Here is an 18,059-nt window from a genome sequence, read left to right as displayed (position 1 = left end):
AGGGTCACGGGCCGATGGCTGGCAGCGGACACCACTGCACGTGGCCTGTCACGCCTGGTCAGGAGCCAGCGGGCAGAGACGAGCACCTTGACCTCGGAGATCGACGCAAGTCCGCAAACAGATGCGCCGAACTGCTGGTCACGCCGGACCCAGCTACCAGCCTGGCGGTTCGGGCGATGCGTCTGCCGACCATCCGGGGACAAGTGAGTCGCAAGCTGCCGCCTCCGCGATGTCGGGGGCTTCGAGGTGTCGATCATCTGACTCCACCCTCAACCACCTCGTCTGGAACTGATCGTCGTTGCGAGTCGGATCGGATGATCGAGACGAGCAGCCCGGAGCGGGCAGCGCCGATGCGGAGCGTCCTGCGAAGCGTGTCCGCCCGACAGCGCTCAGTTTGTCACTCGCCAGGGCGCTCATCTGCCTCACGCCGTCGGGCGTTGCGTCATTCGGCTGAACTGTTATGGTCAGCGCCCTGAGCAGGGCCGGTTCGACCTCCGCCCAGCCGATCAGCAGCAGTGGTCCGACGGCGTCGAACGCCGCTTTGCCGTACTCGCCTGTAACGAGCGGCGCGCCCACGTTCAGCGCCAGGGTGACCGCGCTGGCGAAGATCAGCAGGCGGCGGGCTGGCCGCAGTTGGGCCGGTGCCACCCCGGTCAGGGCGAGGTACCGAATGCCGAGGAGGAGGCCAAGGATCGAGAGTTCGACAGCCTGCGCGACGAGGGGAGCCACCCAGGCGGAGCGCAAGGTTGAGGACGCTGCCGAACCCGAACATAAGGGTGTGGGCCGTGTACAACGGGTCGTTGTCGTGCTCGGCTGACTCCAGGAACCTCCGGGCTTCGTCAGCTCTGGTGATGTTGGACTTTCCAGAGCGCTCTTGATGCTTCATCGGTTGTGCAGCGCGCAGCTACGGCGATGGCGTCCCGAAGCTTGACTACGTCGCTATATGTGGGATTCATGCCGCTGAGCCAGATTGTCGGGGGAGCGCCTGGGGCAGTGTTATTCTGATGGAGCTGGGCGAAGAAGCTCATCAGGCCGGTGTCGAATCCCCAGATGCTCATGTCCTCCCAGCCGGGAAGGTCCACGATGGCGCGGAAGTCCTCGACCAGGCCAGTTCCCTGTGCCACGTACAGTGCAGTGCCGCGGTGCCAGTCGCAGTGCGAGTGCTCGCCTGTGACGGTGTCAGTGCATTGTTCGCCGAGCGCTGGGTTGCCTCGGCACAGTCGTGTGCGCCGATGGTCTCGACAATAGGGTTGGCTGTCATAGGTGAGGGCTGGGCAACGCCCGCCGTTGGGCAGGAGGGCCAGGCACTGTCGGGTAGCAGCGGTTCCTCTGCGATCGCTGACGAAGGTGCCGTCGTTGATCGCACGGTGGATGCGTGCGGCGGATTCTTCCCTGGCCGCGCCTGGGAGTTGGTAGACGGTTCCGCGTTGGGTGAGGCGCGCGGTGTAGGTGTCGAGAGTGAACGGTGGGTGGAGCAACCAGCGCAGGTCGTCCTCATCAATGGGGTGCTCGATGTTGCTGGATACTTGAATCTTGCGGCTGGTTAGGAAGTTGAGCCAGACCTCCAATGCGAGCTCGCAGTCATCGGAGATGGGTTGGAAGAACCAATGATCCTCGGCGTCATGGACCGTTTTGATTCCCCGGTGCGCGTCGGTTCGGGAGTGTTTCTTGGCGCGCTCGCGTAGTCCGTGGTTGATGGTGATCGAGGTGAGGTCCAGGCCGGCTGGGCGTCGTTGGCCACCTGAGACGATCTGGCGAGCGGCGAACAGGGTATCCACGGTCTTGGCCACCAGTGGTGCTAGGTCAAGCTGGTCCGCATAGGTCCGCAGGCATCGGTAGTCGCCATCGAGCAGGTTGTGGCCCACGATCAGGTCGACCTCGTTCGCGACCGAGGCCAGTTCCCCGATCGTCTCGGCTGTGTAGGTTCTGAACGCGACCTGCCGCCACCGTTCCGATGGAGCATTTTCGCGTTCGACGAGGAGTACTCCGACGACGTCGATGTCCCACTTCTCCGGCAGGTGCTGGCTCCCGACGCGGGCATAGTCCACATCGATCACACCAATCCGGTGGGGCGCCGAAGGAGGCAGTGGACCAACGTTCGGAGTCCGGTAGACGGGGGCAGCTGGTGCGTAGCGATCGGCTGCCACTACGGACGGATCGGGTGCAAGGATGGGCGTCCAGGATGCGACAATTGCTGCGGCGGCATGCCCCAGTTCGCCTTGCTCGTTTGTGCAGACCGAGTGTGCTCGGTAGCAGACGATGCCCCGGCTGTAGAAGTCGGCTTCGTCGGGGAAGTCATGAATAAGTTCGTCGAGTGCGTGCACCCACATGTACAAGGGTACGTCGTAATGGTCGTCCTGATACCAGCCGGGTTGCATGGGGGCGCGTGGCGCGTCTACTTCCGCCGTGAACGTGGTTGAGTAGCCTGGTGGCGCCGTCGGCAGCAGCTCCGGGATGTGCTCGCCTCTCTCGCGGGCAGCTTCCAGGTAGGCCTGAAACCCTGCACCCCGTGCAGGCCAGAGAGAACGTCCCAGTGCTATCTCGTTGGGCAGCCGCTTGGTGGCATCCGGCTCGTCAGGCATGGCCGGGATGCTACTGACTGCCAGTGACAGAGCTGCGGCGCTTGGAGGTGCAAGTCGGGAACACTGTCGGCAGTCATAGCCACGGTGATTCTGGACGATGCCGGTTGCCCCTATCGGGGCTATGGTGCCGCGTCCCTGCGTGGGCAGATACGGACGACGAGAGGTCGAACCCGGATCCCGTGTTGATCTTGGATGGTGTCAAGTCAGTTACTCGCGAGCACTCGCGGGTGCGACTCGATTCTGCGATGTTCGTCGCTGAGTCAGACCTCATTGCGTCTCATTCGTCCGTTATATGCTGGGCCCGCGCCGCGCCACAGGTTCCGGAGTCCAGGTCTCGATCCCAACCTGTGCCAATCAACGACCGCAGGTGCGACGAGTGGCGCGACTTGCACCCGGGCTCCGAGCCGGAGGGCGAGGTTGACGATGTTTCCGAAGTTGAACTTGAAGGTGAGGCTGGCGACGACGCCATGATCACGGCGGCCACCTGAACCACAGCGGCCCCGTTCGAACCTGATCGAGTCAACAAGCTGTACGCCGTGTCATCGAGCATCATCTGATTCGACGCGCGGACGCCCGTGGGTGTCTCGGGTGGGAACGCCGCGTTCACGGAGCTTGTTCAGCACGGTGGTGTGATTGACGCCCAGGTGGTCGCCGACTCGCGCCAGGGGACCAGCCGAGGTTGTAGAGGTGGATGGCGTCGTCGACCTGCTCAGGCGAGAGGCCACTGCGACGCATCGGCACGCCGTGCCGATGGAGGATGCTGCTGACCGTCCGCCGTTCAATGCCGAACCGGTCACCGAGTTCGTACACCGTCGCGCCGGACCGGTAGCCGGCGATCAGCTGCTCTACTTGATCGCTGCCGAGTTGCCGCGCCCGACGCGGCCGGTGCCGCTTGCCCGACGTCGGTTCTCGCGAAGCTGTTCCAGGGCCCTGACCTGGTCTTTCGGGTTGTAATAAGCTCCCCCAAGGTCCACTCAAGGGTTCTGATCGCTGTTGAGCTGCGGTTAAACTCTTCATAGTTTCAGCACTCTGGCCTGGCGTTCGACAGAATGCCAGGCCAGAATGCTATTTCAGGGGTTCTAATACTCCAGTCGTAGTTCGTGATGGTCATGATTCGTGGATCGATTGTCGCTGGTAGTGGCCTTGCTGGGCTCGGTATTGGTGGCGTCTGCGCCAGCTTGAGCGGCGGATCCGGTGTGCGGCATCGAGAACGGGTCGGCTGATGAGTGTGGTGAACAGGTGGTGGATTTCGTTGCAGGTCAACGAGATCCACCCGCCGGTCGAGGACTTGGGGTTTCGTTCGGTGGATGCGACAACGGCGAGGAAGGCGTGGGCGAGCATCGCCATGACCGTCCAGCGGTGCCAGGAGGTCCACCGTCGGACCTGGTGCTGATCAAGCCCGGTGAGGCCTTTGCTGGTCTGGAAGGATTCCTCGATCGTCCATCTGCGGCCCGCGACTTGAACCAGGATCCGTAGCGGCACGGGCTCGGGTGCGTAGCAGCGGTAGAACGCCAGCTCGCCGGTGGTGCGGTGGCGGCGGATCAGCAGCCACCGGTGCCCGTCGGGCTCGGCGGTGTCGATGTCGGCGAAAGCCCAGTCGTAGTAGCGATGTTCTTTCGCCCCGGCACCGGCGGAGAGGCGTTGCCAGACGTGCTTGGGCATCCTCGCGGCGACACCGTCAGCGCGCAGCACGCCTGCTGGAGTGCTGACCCGGCGGTCGCGGCCGATGGCGAGAACGTAGCCGACTCCGCGTTGTTCGAGGTTCTTGCGCAGGTGGGGTCGGCTCCGTAAACCTCGTCCCCGGCGACCCACCGGGCATGGACCCCTGCGTCGAGGGCACGCCCGATCATGGTGGTCGCCAGCGCGGGTTTTGTCGCGAACGCGGTGTCGTCGGGGATTCCGGCGCCTGCGCGGCGGTCGGGATCGGTGGTCCAGGATTTCGGGAGGTAGAGGGCTCGGTCGATGAATGCGTGGCCGGTGTCGGTGGCGTAGGTGAGGTAGACCGCGACCTGGGCGTTCTCGATGCGACCCGCGGTGCCGGTGTATTGGCGTTGCACTCCGACGGTGTGGACGCCTTTCTTGAGGTCGCCGGTTTCGTCGACGACCAGCACGGCGCCGGTGTCGCCGAGGTGTTCGGTGACGTAGTCGCGCAGGTCGTCGCGGACCTTGTCGGCGTCCCAGACCGCTTTGCGCAGCAGGTGTTGTATCCCGTCGGGGGTGTCGTCGCCGGCGTGTTCGGAGATGGTCCAGCAGTTCTTGTCCGGCAGGTCCGACAGCAGCCCGAGCAGCAGTGTTCGTGCTCGTCGGCGGGGTTCGACGCGGGTGAACCGGCCGGCGATCCGGCTGATCATCTCCTCAAACATCACCGCCCATCGGTCAGGGTTTACGCTGGGACCCGCGGCCACCAGCCGATCAGGGTTAGTCCACACAACCGACCATGATCAACTGGTGGCCGCACCTGTCTACGGGCAGCCCACCAACGACATCACGAAGTCCGGCTGGAGTACTAACTCACCTCAGGTGTCGGCTTGTGGCCACTCTGTGTAGTGGCTTCGGGCTGGTTGGGCTCCTGTTCTCGGGCGAGACCGAAGGTAACCAACCTCGACACCGACCAGGACGCAACCGTGGCATGCAAATAGAAAGCCCACGATCCGTCCAAGCGCCGGCGAGCACGAGCTGCTTAACGCGATTGTCCGGTCATGCCTGGAGACATCAACTCTGACATTCGCTTGAGAGCCTCGGCGGTGCGTGCATCCTGCTCCTCCTTCGGCAACCTGACAAAGGCCAGCTGCGACTCACACCGTTCTCGCAGGTCGTCTCGGTCGAACCAGTGCAGTGGGCCGTTGAAGCTGGCACCGACGCATATCCAATTGGACATCCCCGCCCGCGGGACCGCCCAACCGGCCAGGTGGAGGCGGGCCAGCAGCGGATTCGAGTCGCCCGGTGCGCCGGCACCGGGTACCGCGCGACGCCGATCGGGATCAGCGGTCCGTCGACGGCGAGGAAGAGCGCGGACGCGCGCTGCTCAATCCAGCACGGTGGCCAGGTAGCCGACCAGGGCCCGGTTCAGTTCGGTCACCCACCGCTCGCGTTCGGCCGAGGGTGCGGCGACCACCGTGCCCAGCAGAGTGCCGAAGATCTGGGTCGACACCACGGCGACCCTCCGCACGCAACGCCACGTAGCAAGACCTGGACTCGGTTGGTAACCACTGGGCCGCCTCTCTTTAGGGAGGCGGCCCAGTGGCATTTCGGGTTGGCCGTCGGTTCGTGGCTCGGGCACGTCGGTGGTCTGCCGGTCGTGCTGGACGGCGTGGAGTTGCGCGAAGGCCTGCCGTGGAGTGGCGTCGTGGAACTCAGCGATTCAGAGGTACTGCGTGTTCGGCGGGAGCCCGCAGAGAGAGCGGCCGTACAGTTCGAAATTGGTGTTCGGGTGCATCAGGCCGTGCAGGCTGAACGCGTGTATATCGCGCCGGATCCGCTGGATCGGCTTGGACAGCTTGATCGAGGAGCCCCCGCTCGCGGATGCCAGCACGTCGACGGCCTCCTCGACCAGCCGCACGAGTCGGCCGAGACGTCCGCGGTTGTGCATCCGCTCCTCGAGTGTCCAGGCCTCGCCCGCTGTGCCCTTCTGGTCGAGGACAGTGGCCATCTTCCAGGCGTAGTACTCCGCTTCCTCGAGCTTCAACGCCGCCTCGGCGACCTCGAAGTGTGTGACCGGAGCCTCGCTCTGGAGGCTGTAGTCGGTGAACGTGATCGGCCGGCCCGACAGGTTCCGGTGGAACTCGGCCAGCGCCGCTCGGCCCATCCCTATCGCCACGCCGATGAACCCCGCCGCACCGGTCGGGATCATCGGGGTGCGGAACACGGGCGAGGCGGCGTTGAGCTCGGACGCGTACTGCTCCTGGAGCACCGACACCATCGGTAGCGTGCGCTCTCGCGGGACGTACAAGTTCTCGGCCATCGTGTCGACGCTGCCGGTGGCGGCGAAGCCCGACGTGTGCCAGTCATCGTCGATCGTCAGCTCCGACATCGGCACCAGCGCGGCCACTGGCCACTGGCTGCCGTCCGGGGCCGGGGCCATCGCCATGATGGCCTGCCAGTGGCTGCGCCGCGCGCCGCTCACGAAATGCCAGCGCCCGTTGACGATCAGTCCGTCCCCGGCCTCGGTCGCGACCCCCGTCGGGCTCAGCGAGACGCAGATCCGCGTGGCGGACGTGGCGAACACCTCGTCCTGCACGTGGTCGGGGAACGCCGCGGCCAACCAGTCACCGATCGCCCACGCCGCCGTGTTCCAGCCCGCCGACGGGTCGGCCGCCGAGATGATCGACACGATGTCGCCCGTGTCGAGCGCGCTCGTCTCGTGGCCGCCGTAGCGCTGCGGCCGGCGCAAGTCGAACAGGCCGGCTTCGGCGAGCGCCTCGACCACCTCGTCGTCCAGGGTGCGGTTCTGCTCCGCCGACAGCGCCTTCGACTCGATCAGCGGCACCAGGTCCTCGGCCCGCTTACGAAGCTCGTCCGCCGACAGTATGGCGTATCCGGACAAGGCGTCCTCCAAATATGTATGTCGCCGTCGCTGCCTCACTCGCACGTTCGCAACGACGATCCCAGGCCACCGGTGCTCGATCGTCTCCTCCTTTGCGCACCGGGAGTCCGTGGCGCCGGAGGCCGAGCAACCGTGAAGACGCGGGCGCTGCCATCCATGACCACGATGTACCTCGGGTCTCAACGGCTCCCGGACGGGGGACGCGGGGACCACCCATACCCCCGGCTGAGGAAAGGTGGCCTCGATGCGGCCCTATCGGATCGACATACCCGATTCCGAGATCGCGGACCTACGCGCGCGAATCGCCTCGACCCGCTGGCCGACCGCGGTGTCGGTCCCGGGCTGGGAGCGCGGCGTCCCCGGTGACTACCTCCGTGAGCTCGCCACGTACTGGCAGTCCACCTACGACTGGCGAGCAGCGGAACGGGAACTGAACCGGCACCCTCAGTTCATCACGGAGATCGACGGCGCCGACGTCCATTTCATGCACATCACCTCGGCGGAGCCGGGCGCGACGCCGCTGCTGCTCACCCACGGCTGGCCTGGCTCGATCGTCGAGTTCCTGGACGTCATCGGTCCGCTCACCGACCCCCGCGCCAACGGCCTCGACCCTGCCCTGGCGTTCCACCTGGTCATTCCGTCCATCCCCGGGCACGGTTTCTCCGGTCCGGTCACCGAGCCCGGTTGGGACGTCCAGCGTGTCGCCGGGGCATGGGCAGAGCTGATGCAGCGCCTCGACTACGACTCGTACGTCACCGCGGGTGGGGACTGGGGTTCGATCATCTCCCTCGAACTCAGCCGCCTCGCACCCGAACGAGTCCGGGGTGCGTACCTGTCGATGCTGCTGACCCTGCCCTCCGGCGATCCGGAGGAGCTGTCGCAGCTCGGCGAATCGGACTTCGCCCGTCTCGCCGAGCTGAGCCGGTTCGACGCCGAGCTGTCGGGTTACATGAAGGTGCAGACGACCCGTCCGCTCACCATCGGGTACGGCCTCACGGATTCTCCGGTGGGACAGCTCGCGTGGATCGTCGAGAAGTTCCACGACTGGAACAAGGCGGTCAAGACGCCGGAGGAGGAGGTCGGACGTGACCGGCTGCTGACCAATGCCACCCTCTACTGGCTGACCGGAACCGCCACGTCGTCCGCTCAGTTCTACTACGAGTCCGCCGCGACCCTCGGCAAGATGTTCACTCCCGGCGCGGCACCGGACCCGGTCACCGTCCCGATCGGCGTCGCGGTCTTCGGGCAGGATCCGGGGCTCCCGATCCGGACGCTCGCCGAGCGTGACTACTCCACCATCACCCACTGGTCGGAGTTCGACCAGGGCGGCCACTTCGCCGCGCTGGAGCAGCCGAAACTGTACGTCGGCGACCTGCGGACCTTCGTGGGTTCACTGGACAGCCGGTAGCCGAAGGACGGCCTCGCCGCCATGTCGAGGCCGTCTTCGTGTCAGCAGGGGGTTCTTTCAAGGAGCACAAGCATGTACGACTACGTCATCGTGGGCGCCGGTTCGGCCGGCGCCGTGCTCGCCACCCGGCTGAGCGAAGACCCCGACGTCCGCGTCTGCCTGGTCGAGGCCGGCGGCCGGGACACGGCCGAGGACATCCACGTACCGGTCGGCTTCGGCCGGCTGTTCCGCACCGACTTCGACTGGGACCACGACACCCACGCGGAGCCGCACCTGCAGCGCCGGCGCGTCTACCTCGGGCACGGCAGGGTCCTCGGCGGGTCCAGCGCCACCAACAACATGATCTACGTCCGCGGCAACCGCCTCGACTTCGACGGCTGGGGACAGCCGGGCTGGAGCTACGCCGACCTTCTCCCCTGCTTCCTGCGCGCGGAGGACAACGAGCGAGGCGAGTCGGAGTTCCACGCCACCGGCGGCCCGCTGCGGGTCTCCGACGGCCGCTCGAAGAACCCGATGTCGGCCGCCTTCGTCGAAGCGGCCACGCAGGCGGGGTACAAGCGCACCGAGGACTTCAACGGTGCCGAGCAGGACGGCTTCGGCGAGTTCCAGGTCACCCAGCGCGACGGCCGTCGCGAGAGCACCGCCACCGCCTACCTGCACCCCGCCGCCGCCCGGCCGAACCTCACCGTCGAGACCGACCTGCGGGTACACCGCGTGCTGGTCGAAACCGGCCGCGCGGTCGGGGTCGCCGGCAGGCGCCACGGCGAGGAAGTCACCGTCCGCGCCGAGCGAGAGGTCATCGTCTCCGCCGGGGCCTACAACTCCCCGCACCTGCTACAGCTGTCCGGGATCGGGCCGGCCGCGCTGCTGGGCGCGCTCGGCGTGCCGGTGGTCGCGGACCTGCCTGCCGTCGGCGCCAACCTGCAGGACCACGCGCTGATCCCGCTCGTCTACACCCACGAGCACCCGATCAGCCTGCTCGCCGCCGGCACGCCGGAGAACGTCGCGAGGTACATGGAGTCCGCGAGCGGACCGCTCACCTCGAACGGCCCGGAAGCCGGCGGGTTCATCCGCACCCGGTCGACGCTGACCGCACCGGACGCCGAGTTCCTCGCCGCGCCGGTGATGTTCGCCGACGGCGGCCTCGGCTCACCGACCGGGCACGCGGTGTCGTTCGGCCCGAGCATGCTCACCCCGCTCAGCCGCGGCACCGTGTCGCTCGCCTCGCCACAACCGACGGCGAAGCCGAAGATCGTGCACAACTACTTCGCCGAGCCCGAAGACCTGACCGCCGCGGTCGACGCGCTGCGGATCGCGCTCGAGATCGCCGACCAGCCCGCCCTGGCACGGTATACGACGACGCCGCACACCGTGCCCGCCTCCGAGTCGGACGCGGACCTACGGGCCCACATCCGCGCGTACGCGCATTCGACGTATCACCCGGCAGGCACCTGTGCGATCGGCACGGTGGTCGACCCGCAGCTGCGCGTACACGGCATCGACGGCCTCCGCGTCGCCGACGCCTCCGTGATGCCCACCGGCGTGCGCGGCAACCCCAACGCCGCCGTGATCGCCATCGCGGAACGGGCGGCCGAACTGATCCGCGAGACCGCACGATAGGAGATGCGCCGGCGGCCGCCTCGCCCGACGATGTCGGGGAGGCCGCCGGTGAACCGGTTTCCGAATATCAGGGAAACCGGACGACGACCCGCGCGGAAACGCGCGCGGCCGCGATTTTCCGGGTTCCGTTTGTTCCGGGCGGATCAGGATACGAATGACGAGACAAGGGGAGGGCGAACGATGAGCCTGCCGAAGATAGTTTCTCGTGATGAGTGGCATTCCGCTCACAAGGACTTCCTTGCCAAGGAGAAGGCGGCCACGAAGATGCGGGACGCGCTGAACGCCGCCCGCCGTGAGCTGCCGATGATCGAAGTCGAGAAGGACTATGTCTTCGAGGGTCCTACGGGCAAGCGCAGCCTGATCGACCTGTTCGAGGGTCGTCGTCAACTCATCGTCTACCACTTCATGTTCCACCCCGACTGGGACGAGGGGTGCGTGGGCTGCTCGTTCCTGGTCGACAACTTCGGCAGCCTCTCCCATCTGCACCGGCGCGACACTTCGCTCGCGGTGGTGTCGCGGGCGCCGCTGTCGAAGCTGCTCGCCTACCGGGACCGTATGGGATGGGACTTCGACTGGCATTCGTCGGGGGACAGCGACTTCAACTACGACTTCCACGTGACCCTCGACGACCGGGTGGCCCCCGTCGAGCACAACTACGAGGATCGCGCGGCCCTCGAGCGGCGCGGCCTGACCGAGTTCAAAGGCATGGAGACGCCGGGCGCCAGCGTCTTCCTACGGGACGGCGATCGGATCTTCCACACGTATTCGACGTATGCGCGGGGTACCGAGGTGTTCCTCAGTACGTTCCACCTGCTCGACCTGACTGCGCTTGGCAGGCAAGAGCGATGGGAAAAGCCTGCCGACCGTTACACCGGTCCGGTGAAATCGATCCGCCGCCACTACCAGTACAAGGACGAGTGAGCCGGCCGCCCGGCCGAACGGGTGAGAAGGACCTCCGTGACCGGGGGTCTTTTCGCGTTCACCCCCGCTTTTATCGACCAATCTCCTTTCGCCACGTTCGAGGTGCGTCACTCGGGCCGGAATGCGCCGCGCGCACTACCTCCCCGAGTACATGAAGGCCTTCTTCCTTGCATTAGTGTCGCGTGACCCTGCTTGCCTTACGCCGCTGCGGCCCACGCGACCCTGGCCGCGTCGGAGAAAACCCCTGGTACAGCCAGCTTTTCTCCGTCTTGCCATGATCCACGTGGATTCACAGCGGACGCAAGGCAGCAGGATCACGCGACACTAGGCGCAAGGAAGGAGGCCTTCATGTACTTCACCTGGCGTGTCACCTAGCCAGGCCAGACAACAAAGTAGCCAAACGCCGCCACGAACTCGCGCCATAAGTTCCTGTGGGGTCGATGCGCTGAAGGGGACTTTCGTCGCATGCGATGCGGGTAAAGCGCCCTTCACCACGAGAGACGAGGGGAAGTCCCCTTCAGCCCTCCCGCAGACTTATGGCGCGAATCAACGACTCGGGACACTATCGGTCGAGGATCCGTGGCTCGGGCAGCGGTTCGATCAGCCTTCCGCGGAAGCCTTCGTTACGCAGGTTGGTAATCACCTCGTCGGCGATGTGCCAGGACAGCAGGATGGCGTAGTCCGGCTGGTCCTCCCCGCACAGCTCCTGCTGGCTGATGACCGGGATGTGGGTGCCGGGAAAGAACCTGCCGATCTTGCGCGGGCTGATCTCGGAGACCACGTCGATGTCGTCGGTGCCGAGATCGCAGTAGTTGAACAGTGTCACCGCACGCCCCGGAGCGGAAGCCCCCGCGACCGTGGCACCGGTGCTCTTGAGCTCCGCGACCAGGTCGCGCAACTTCTCCCGGTGCTCCTCCACCTTGGTGGCGAAAGCGGAGTAGATCATCGAGTCCCGCAGCTTCAGGGTGTCTTCGTACTCGCGGATCTCCGCGACCGACTCGTGTATCTCGTGGGCACCGGCGAAGCCGGCGTAGACCCGGACCGACCCGCCGTGGGTCGGGATCCGCTCGACCTTGACGACTTCGAGACCGTGGAGCCGGAACGCCTCGTCCAGCGCCGTCAGCGAGTAGTACCTCGAGTGCTCGTGATAGGCGAAGTCGTACTGCAGGGTCTCGAGAAGATCCGGCAGGTAGTGCGACTCGTTCACGAACAGCCCGTCGTCCTTCAGGATCGTCGTGATGCCGTCCAGCACGTCGTGCAGGTTGGTGACGTGCGCGAACACGTTGAGCGCGACCACGATGTCCGACTTCCCGCGGGCCGACGCCACCTCGGTCGCGACAGTCGAACTGAAATAGTCCTTGACCACAGGGTTTCCGGCTGCCGACGAACCGACAGGATCGACGCCGAGGACGTCGAACGAGCGATCGGCCAGCTTGTCGAGCAAACTGCCGTCATTGCTCCCGAACTCGACGACGGATCGGCCATCAGGGCCCGACTCATAGAGTCCTGCGAGCGTGTCCGCGAGTTCCTCCAAGTGCACGTGGTAGCCGGCGGTCAGACCCGCGAGGTGGTGGTAGTCGCCTGAGAACAGGATGCGCTCACTGACCCATTCCATGACCTGCACCAGGCTGCACTGTTCACAGAACCCCAGCTCGAGTGGCCAGAGCTGTTCGTTGTCCAGTTCCTCTTGGTTCGCGGGGAAATGGAACGAAGGCTGCATGCCGAGCGACAAGAACTTGCGGACCTTGATGTCCCGGCACGTCTGGCAGAGCGTTACGTTCTCCGCCCCTCTCAAACCATCACTCACGACTAACTCCTTCGCGCTGGCCGGTCGGTTCTCCGGTAGCCAACCGTACGATTCCCGGATCCGTCCGGACGTCTCCGTGACTGCTCGGACGGCGCGCGATTTCGTGTCACACGGGTGCGGATGGGCGAAGCCGTCCACCAGGAACGGCGACATCGAGACGCCCAGCCACCCCGGCGCGCGCCGGGGTGGCTGGGCGTCTCGATGTCGAATCCTCATCGGGCAGGCGCGGCGCGGCCGGTCACGCTCGGTCCGCGGCGACCTCCGCTTCACGGGGCACGGCGGGACCGTCCTCCGGTTCCGGTTCTGGCGCCTCGGAGCCGATGGGCTTGACGTGGCGCATCGTGGCGTACACCACGACGGTGAGTGCCGCCAGCGTGACCGCGCATCCGATCGCGATGGTGCTGAGCCCGCTGGTGAACGTCTCGCGAGCCGCCGCCGCCAGCTGATCGCCCAGCGGGGCAGGCAGCGTCCCGGAGGTGGCGACCGCGCCCGCGAGGTCCTCCTTGGCGGCCGCCGAGGCACCGGCGGGGACGCCGGGAGGTACGGCGACCCAACTGGTGTAGAGCACGGTGGACAGGCTGCCGATGGCGGCGATGCCGAGTGCGTTGCCGAGCTCGCCGCTGGTGGTCGAGAGGGACCCGGCCGAGCCGCTGCGTTCCGGCGGCGTCGCCATCATGGTGAGCTGGTTGCTGATCGCGGGGACCGCGCTGACACCGGCGTAGATGATGCACAACCCCACGACGAGGACGGCCAGACCGCCCGCCGAGGGGGCCCGCGAAATGACGACCATGCCAACGGCGCTGAGCAGCAGCCCGCCCATGAGCACCAGGCTCGGGCGCAGCCGCGTGGCCAGTGGGACGGACAACTGGACCCCGGCTATCGCCACCACCGACGGGACGATGAGCCACAGCGCCGCGGCGAACGGGCTGAGTCCCTGGACCAGCTGCAGATACTGGGACACGAGCAGGCCACTACCGGCCAGGGCGATACCGGTGACCATGAACAGGGTCAGAGCCCCCGCGACCGCGGGGATCCGGAACAGGCTCATGTCGAGCAGCGGATCGGCGAGGCGAGCCTGACGGCGGACGAACAGCACGCCGAGCAGGACACCAACGACGCAGGCCACCGCCGGGACCGGGTCCCACCCGTTCCTGGCCAGTTCCTTGAGCCCGTAGATGACCGCGAGGATGGCGACCAGCGACAGCGCCACGCTGGCGAAGTCGAGGCGGGCGGCGTTCTCGTCGCGGGACTCCGGCAGCAACACCTTGCCGGTCAGCACCAGCAGCGCCATGAGCGGGACCGCGATCAGGAAGACCGAGCCCCACCAGAACGAGTTCAGCAGCAGCCCGCCGACCGACGGACCCAGGCAGAGTCCTGCCATACCCACCGTCGACCAGATCGCCATGGCCCTGGCCATCTGCTTGGGGTCGGGGAACATCGTCCTGATCAGCGCCAGGGTGCAGGGCATGAACGTGGCTCCGGCCACCCCCAGCCCCGCCCGCATCGCGATGAGCATCGCCGGGCTCGTCGAGAACGCCGCGGCGATCGACAACAGGCCGAACGCGCCGGCGCCGATCAGCAGCAGCTTGCGCCGGCCGACCCGATCACCCAGCCGCCCCATCGCGACCAGTGATCCGCCGATCAGGAAGCTGTAGATGTCGACGGTCCACAGGCTCTGCAAGGCACTGGCACCGAGGTCCACGGTGATGTGCGGCAGCGCCAGGAACATCACCGTGAGGTCGAGGAACACCACCATCGTCGGCAGGCTCAGTATCGCGAGGCCGATCCATTGGCGGGCACCCGCCTTCCTCGGACCGAGGTGGGAGCCGCCCGTGAGCTCTGTGGTCATGATCTCTCTCCATCCAGATGATCGCGAAGCCGGTGGCGACGTCGCGCCCGACCGGCCGGTGGGCTTACTGCCGCCCGTCCGTCAGCGCGCCTACCGGCGCCGGTGCTCGTCGGTCAGCCGCTCCAGGATCGGGACGAACTCGCTGGGGCTCGGCGTGGAGAGCAGATCTCTGCGCAACCGATCCGTTCCCTCCTGGAACGACGGCTCGGTCAGCACCCTCGTGATCTGTTCCCGCATCTCCAGGGCATCGGGCTTACTGACGTTCATGACGAGGCCTGCCCCCGAATCGGTGACGTACCGGGCCAGTGCCGGCCCAAGGCTGTACCTCGACCGGCCCAGCTTCTCCTCGCCGGAGGACGGGGTCGCCACGATTTCGTGGCCGACGAAGTCGACCACGATCTGCCGCACACCGTTGGCGATCGCGGGCATGACCGTGCCCATACCGCCGTGGTGGATGAGCAGGTCGCAGGTTGGCATCAACTGGTTGAGCGGGACGAAATCCACCACCCGCACGTTGTCCGGGATCTTGTCGACCTGCGACAACTGCTTGTCGTTGAGCGTTGCCACGACCTCAACGTCCAGCACGGACACGGCTTCCAGCAGCGCCGGGATATGCGCCCATCCGTCCGCCATGAACGACCGCTCGGACAGACCCAGCGACAGGGCCACCCGTGGGCGGTCCGGCACCGGGTACATCCACTCGGGCATGACCTCCTGCCTCGCGTGCGGAATCCAGCGCATCGACAACGTCCGCGCGGAGACGGTCGGTCCCACCGCTCGCGGCTGCATATTCATCGTCCACTGCCCGAACAGCAGCTCCGTGTCGACCTCGACGCCGTAGCGATCGGCCAGCGGCCGCACGGTCTCGGCCACCGGATTGTCCACCGGCGGGGCGCCCGGTCTGCTGTTGGCCTCGGCGATCCTGTCCATGCTGCGGCTGAAGACGTCCGGCGCCGTCCACCACCGGGCATGCGCCGCACCGCACACACGCGCCGCCACCGCGCCGCCAGGGACAGTCGGATCCCACAGCACCAGGTCGGGCTGCCATGTGCGGGCGAAGTTCACCAAGCCGTCCATGGCGGGCAGCGGAGTGCTCGCGTCGCCCTTGTAAGGGAGGAAGTCCCACATCGACGGCACGTAGTACTGGGTCAACACGTCCCAGTGCTCACGATCCGGGTCGTCAGAGTCGAAGTCCAACGCGGCGGTGATCCGCGCGAGATCGGCCCGCTCGGTGACATAGGGCCTCGCGGGCCCCATGAGTGCGGGCATGCTGTCGGCGTCGCATACCGACACCGGGGTCAGGCCCATCGACGCGGTCTCCGCCGCGATCGCCGGATGGGAAACGACACAGACCTCGTGCCCCGCCGCTTTGAGCGCCCACGCGAGCGGGACCAAAGGATACAGATGTGCCGACGCCGGCCAAATAACGAAAGCTACGCGCATGTGGAACTCCTTAACGTTACCTCGGTCTGGATCGCGTCGGACGCCACGGAGTGCCTGAGACACCCGGGCGGACCACCTCAGAATTGCGGTGAGCAGAGCACGAATAAAGGCGTCGACCGGTCGCGCGTGCTCGCCAGTAGCTCTCGAAGGTGTTCGCCTCTCCTTTTCCGGATACTGGGGACGACGGTACCGAGCCGCGACCCGACGCTGGAAGTGTGGAATACACGTCCCCAGGTATGATTAATTCCGGTCGTCATCACGGCGACGTCGTGAATGAAGGGCCCCTTCACTACCTTCAGGGTAGTGAAGGGGCCCTTCACGACCGTACGAACGCGCACGGGCACCGGCCTTCCTCACGCCGCGGCGGCGAGGGTCCACGCCGCGGGCCGCCAGCGCCAAAGCTCCCCGTCCAGCATGGGTGGAGCGAGCGAGTCCACCCGGACATCGCACCAAGTCCCGTCGAAGGGAAACCGGCCCGCGGCGGCGGCGCGCCGCAGGCGGCGACCCTCCGCGCGCACCGCACGCGCCTCGTCGGCCGACCAGTAGCCCGGACGGCCGGTCGCCCAGTGGAACTCGTCCTCGTCCTTCCACCGGCTGGTGCCGTCGGGAGCGACAAGCAGGTCGAGGGTGTGGTCGACTGTGTCGAGGCCGGCCGTGGTCCCGTCGTCCCAGCCCACCGCCGGCCGCTCAAGGTTGACGTACCAGCCCTCGAAGCGACCGCGGTCGAAGAACCACCACACCGAGTGCGCCCGGCCCGGCGGCACGAGCATGAGCACGTCGCGGTCGCGCCATGAGGTCGTGACGAGCGGCGCCTCCGCGATGCGATCGATCGGCTCCTCCCGCATGGGGGACCCATCGGGGCAGCGAAGGGACGCGAAGCCCGACCCGATCGGGACCCACAGAAGGAGCCCGTACGCCGACCGCCGCACCACCCTGGCGGCCTGGGCCATGCTCAGGTGGGGCCCGCGGAAGTACCGGCGGACGATGACCTCGCCGGCGGTCAGACCGCTCTGGCCATCGGACACGAGGCCCTCCCCCGTCATGCCGGCACGCCATTCCCCCGACGCGACGCGGTCGTCCCCGTGACCCGTCCGCCGCCGGCCCACCCGAGGTCGGGCTCTGTGCCTTCCTGCGGGACGGGAGGCAAAGAAAGACTTACCGGAACCAGGTTCCGCCGTTGGCGGTTGCTCATGAGAAGTCACTCCCGATGTCGTGCGATGTGCCCGCCGCGGCGGGCACGGTCGTAACCCCGACGATGGCGTTCATCGGCTCGTTCTCCTTCGAGCTCAGCCCTTGATGGGACTGGTCTGCTGCGAAACGAGCCGCCATTCGCCGTCGACCCGGACGGTCACCCAGGTGCCGCGCACGGTGCGCTCCACGGGGACCGTGGTCTCACCCTCGTACAGCACGCCGCCGTCCGTGATCACCACGGCGATGCCCGGCTCGAGGATCTTGATGTCGATCGGCTCCATGACCAGGGTGGTGCCGCGCAGCGCCCCGGCGAAGGCTTCCTTGAAGAACAGCCGAATCGCCTCGGGATCGGTCAACTGCGTGTCGTCGACCAGGATGCTGCCGTTGGCGGTGAAGAGATCGGCGAAGGCGTCGGCGTCATTCGCGTCCCACGCGGCCCTGGCGCGCAGCAGAGCGGTCAGCGCGACGCTCTCCTCGCCTTGAGTGAACTTTCCGTAATAGGTGGCCCATTGCTTGGCCCCCGCGACGAGGGTTGCGGCCTTCTCTGACATCCGGCTCTCCTTGATTGACTACCTGATAACCTGAATGATCCGCCAGGCACGGGACCCGTACCGCGTCGTAATGGTCGCCGCAGCGAAGATTCGGGTGCGTCTCCTCGAGTGCGCCGAACCCGCGTATCCGGCGAGCGCACACCA

Annotated in this window: 12 protein-coding genes and 2 pseudogenes; 3 read left to right on the top strand and 11 right to left on the bottom strand. The window is 66.7% G+C overall.

Annotated features, from left to right (window positions below):
* Positions 1–153: 153 nt before the first annotated feature.
* From AC0685_RS11680 to AC0685_RS11655, 6 genes and pseudogenes are all read right to left on the bottom strand, one after another.
* Positions 154–729 (bottom strand): hypothetical protein, encoded by a 576-nt coding sequence (locus AC0685_RS11680; RefSeq protein WP_478225467.1) that lies wholly within the window; start codon positions 727–729, stop codon positions 154–156.
* 110 nt (positions 730–839) lie between these two features.
* Positions 840–2,582 carry a hypothetical protein gene (locus AC0685_RS11675; protein WP_478225466.1) on the bottom strand — a complete coding sequence of 581 codons (1,743 nt, stop codon included), beginning with the start codon at positions 2,580–2,582 and terminating at the stop codon, positions 840–842.
* Between the two features lie 539 nt (positions 2,583–3,121).
* Positions 3,122–3,508 (bottom strand): annotated as a pseudogene (locus AC0685_RS11670) (helix-turn-helix domain containing protein).
* 181 nt (positions 3,509–3,689) lie between these two features.
* Positions 3,690–4,945: pseudogene (locus AC0685_RS11665) on the bottom strand (IS701 family transposase).
* A 662-nt stretch (positions 4,946–5,607) separates the two neighbouring features.
* Positions 5,608–5,733, bottom strand: coding sequence for a hypothetical protein (locus AC0685_RS11660; protein WP_478225465.1), 126 nt, complete (start codon positions 5,731–5,733; stop codon positions 5,608–5,610).
* 210 nt (positions 5,734–5,943) lie between these two features.
* Complete coding sequence (locus AC0685_RS11655; protein ID WP_478225464.1) at positions 5,944–7,125, bottom strand: acyl-CoA dehydrogenase family protein; 1,182 nt, start codon at positions 7,123–7,125, stop codon at positions 5,944–5,946.
* Between the two features lie 244 nt (positions 7,126–7,369).
* Between AC0685_RS11655 and AC0685_RS11650 the strand changes: the two genes are divergently transcribed.
* The 3 genes from AC0685_RS11650 to AC0685_RS11640 all read left to right on the top strand — a co-directional run bounded on the left by AC0685_RS11650 (position 7,370) and on the right by AC0685_RS11640 (position 11,074).
* Positions 7,370–8,533, top strand: a complete 1,164-nt coding sequence (locus AC0685_RS11650; protein WP_478225463.1) for an epoxide hydrolase family protein — start codon at positions 7,370–7,372, stop codon at positions 8,531–8,533.
* A 72-nt stretch (positions 8,534–8,605) separates the two neighbouring features.
* Positions 8,606–10,153, top strand: coding sequence for a GMC family oxidoreductase (locus tag AC0685_RS11645; RefSeq protein WP_478225462.1), 1,548 nt, complete (start codon positions 8,606–8,608; stop codon positions 10,151–10,153).
* Between the two features lie 180 nt (positions 10,154–10,333).
* Positions 10,334–11,074 carry a DUF899 domain-containing protein gene (locus tag AC0685_RS11640; protein ID WP_478225461.1) on the top strand — a complete coding sequence of 247 codons (741 nt, stop codon included), beginning with the start codon at positions 10,334–10,336 and terminating at the stop codon, positions 11,072–11,074.
* Between the two features lie 562 nt (positions 11,075–11,636).
* On the opposite strand, the gene AC0685_RS11635 is transcribed toward AC0685_RS11640, so the two are convergent.
* The 5 genes from AC0685_RS11635 to AC0685_RS11615 form a co-directional block, all read right to left on the bottom strand.
* Entirely contained in the window at positions 11,637–12,881 is a 1,245-nt protein-coding gene (locus AC0685_RS11635; protein WP_478225460.1) for a class I SAM-dependent methyltransferase, read from the bottom strand.
* A 238-nt stretch (positions 12,882–13,119) separates the two neighbouring features.
* The gene (locus AC0685_RS11630; RefSeq protein WP_478225459.1) at positions 13,120–14,730 is read right to left on the bottom strand and encodes an MFS transporter; all 1,611 of its coding nucleotides are present in this window, start codon (positions 14,728–14,730) and stop codon (positions 13,120–13,122) included.
* Positions 14,731–14,820: 90 nt separating this feature from the next.
* Positions 14,821–16,173 carry a nucleotide disphospho-sugar-binding domain-containing protein gene (locus AC0685_RS11625; protein WP_478225458.1) on the bottom strand — a complete coding sequence of 451 codons (1,353 nt, stop codon included), beginning with the start codon at positions 16,171–16,173 and terminating at the stop codon, positions 14,821–14,823.
* A gap of 353 nt (positions 16,174–16,526) precedes the next feature.
* Positions 16,527–17,198 (bottom strand): ribonuclease FAU-1 family protein, encoded by a 672-nt coding sequence (locus AC0685_RS11620; protein WP_478225457.1) that lies wholly within the window; start codon positions 17,196–17,198, stop codon positions 16,527–16,529.
* Between the two features lie 261 nt (positions 17,199–17,459).
* Positions 17,460–17,915, bottom strand: coding sequence for an SgcJ/EcaC family oxidoreductase (locus AC0685_RS11615; RefSeq protein ID WP_478225456.1), 456 nt, complete (start codon positions 17,913–17,915; stop codon positions 17,460–17,462).
* Between the last annotated feature and the right edge of the window lie 144 nt (positions 17,916–18,059).

This window comes from Amycolatopsis sp. NPDC043889 (assembly GCF_056435645.1).
The sequence above is the reverse complement of the archived record's forward strand: the minus strand, read 5'-3'. Positions and strand labels throughout refer to the sequence as shown.

What these genes read in the sequence shown, in the direction of transcription:
- AC0685_RS11630 (WP_478225459.1), bottom strand. Translation starts at nt 14,730, where the DNA reads ATGACCACAGAGCTCACGGGCGGCTCCCACCTCGGTCCGAGGAAGGCG.
- AC0685_RS11650 (WP_478225463.1), top strand. Translation starts at nt 7,370, where the DNA reads ATGCGGCCCTATCGGATCGACATACCCGATTCCGAGATCGCGGACCTA.
- AC0685_RS11645 (WP_478225462.1), top strand. Translation starts at nt 8,606, where the DNA reads ATGTACGACTACGTCATCGTGGGCGCCGGTTCGGCCGGCGCCGTGCTC.
- AC0685_RS11615 (WP_478225456.1), bottom strand. Translation starts at nt 17,915, where the DNA reads ATGTCAGAGAAGGCCGCAACCCTCGTCGCGGGGGCCAAGCAATGGGCC.
- AC0685_RS11640 (WP_478225461.1), top strand. Translation starts at nt 10,334, where the DNA reads ATGAGCCTGCCGAAGATAGTTTCTCGTGATGAGTGGCATTCCGCTCAC.
- AC0685_RS11625 (WP_478225458.1), bottom strand. Translation starts at nt 16,173, where the DNA reads ATGCGCGTAGCTTTCGTTATTTGGCCGGCGTCGGCACATCTGTATCCT.
- AC0685_RS11675 (WP_478225466.1), bottom strand. Translation starts at nt 2,582, where the DNA reads ATGCCTGACGAGCCGGATGCCACCAAGCGGCTGCCCAACGAGATAGCA.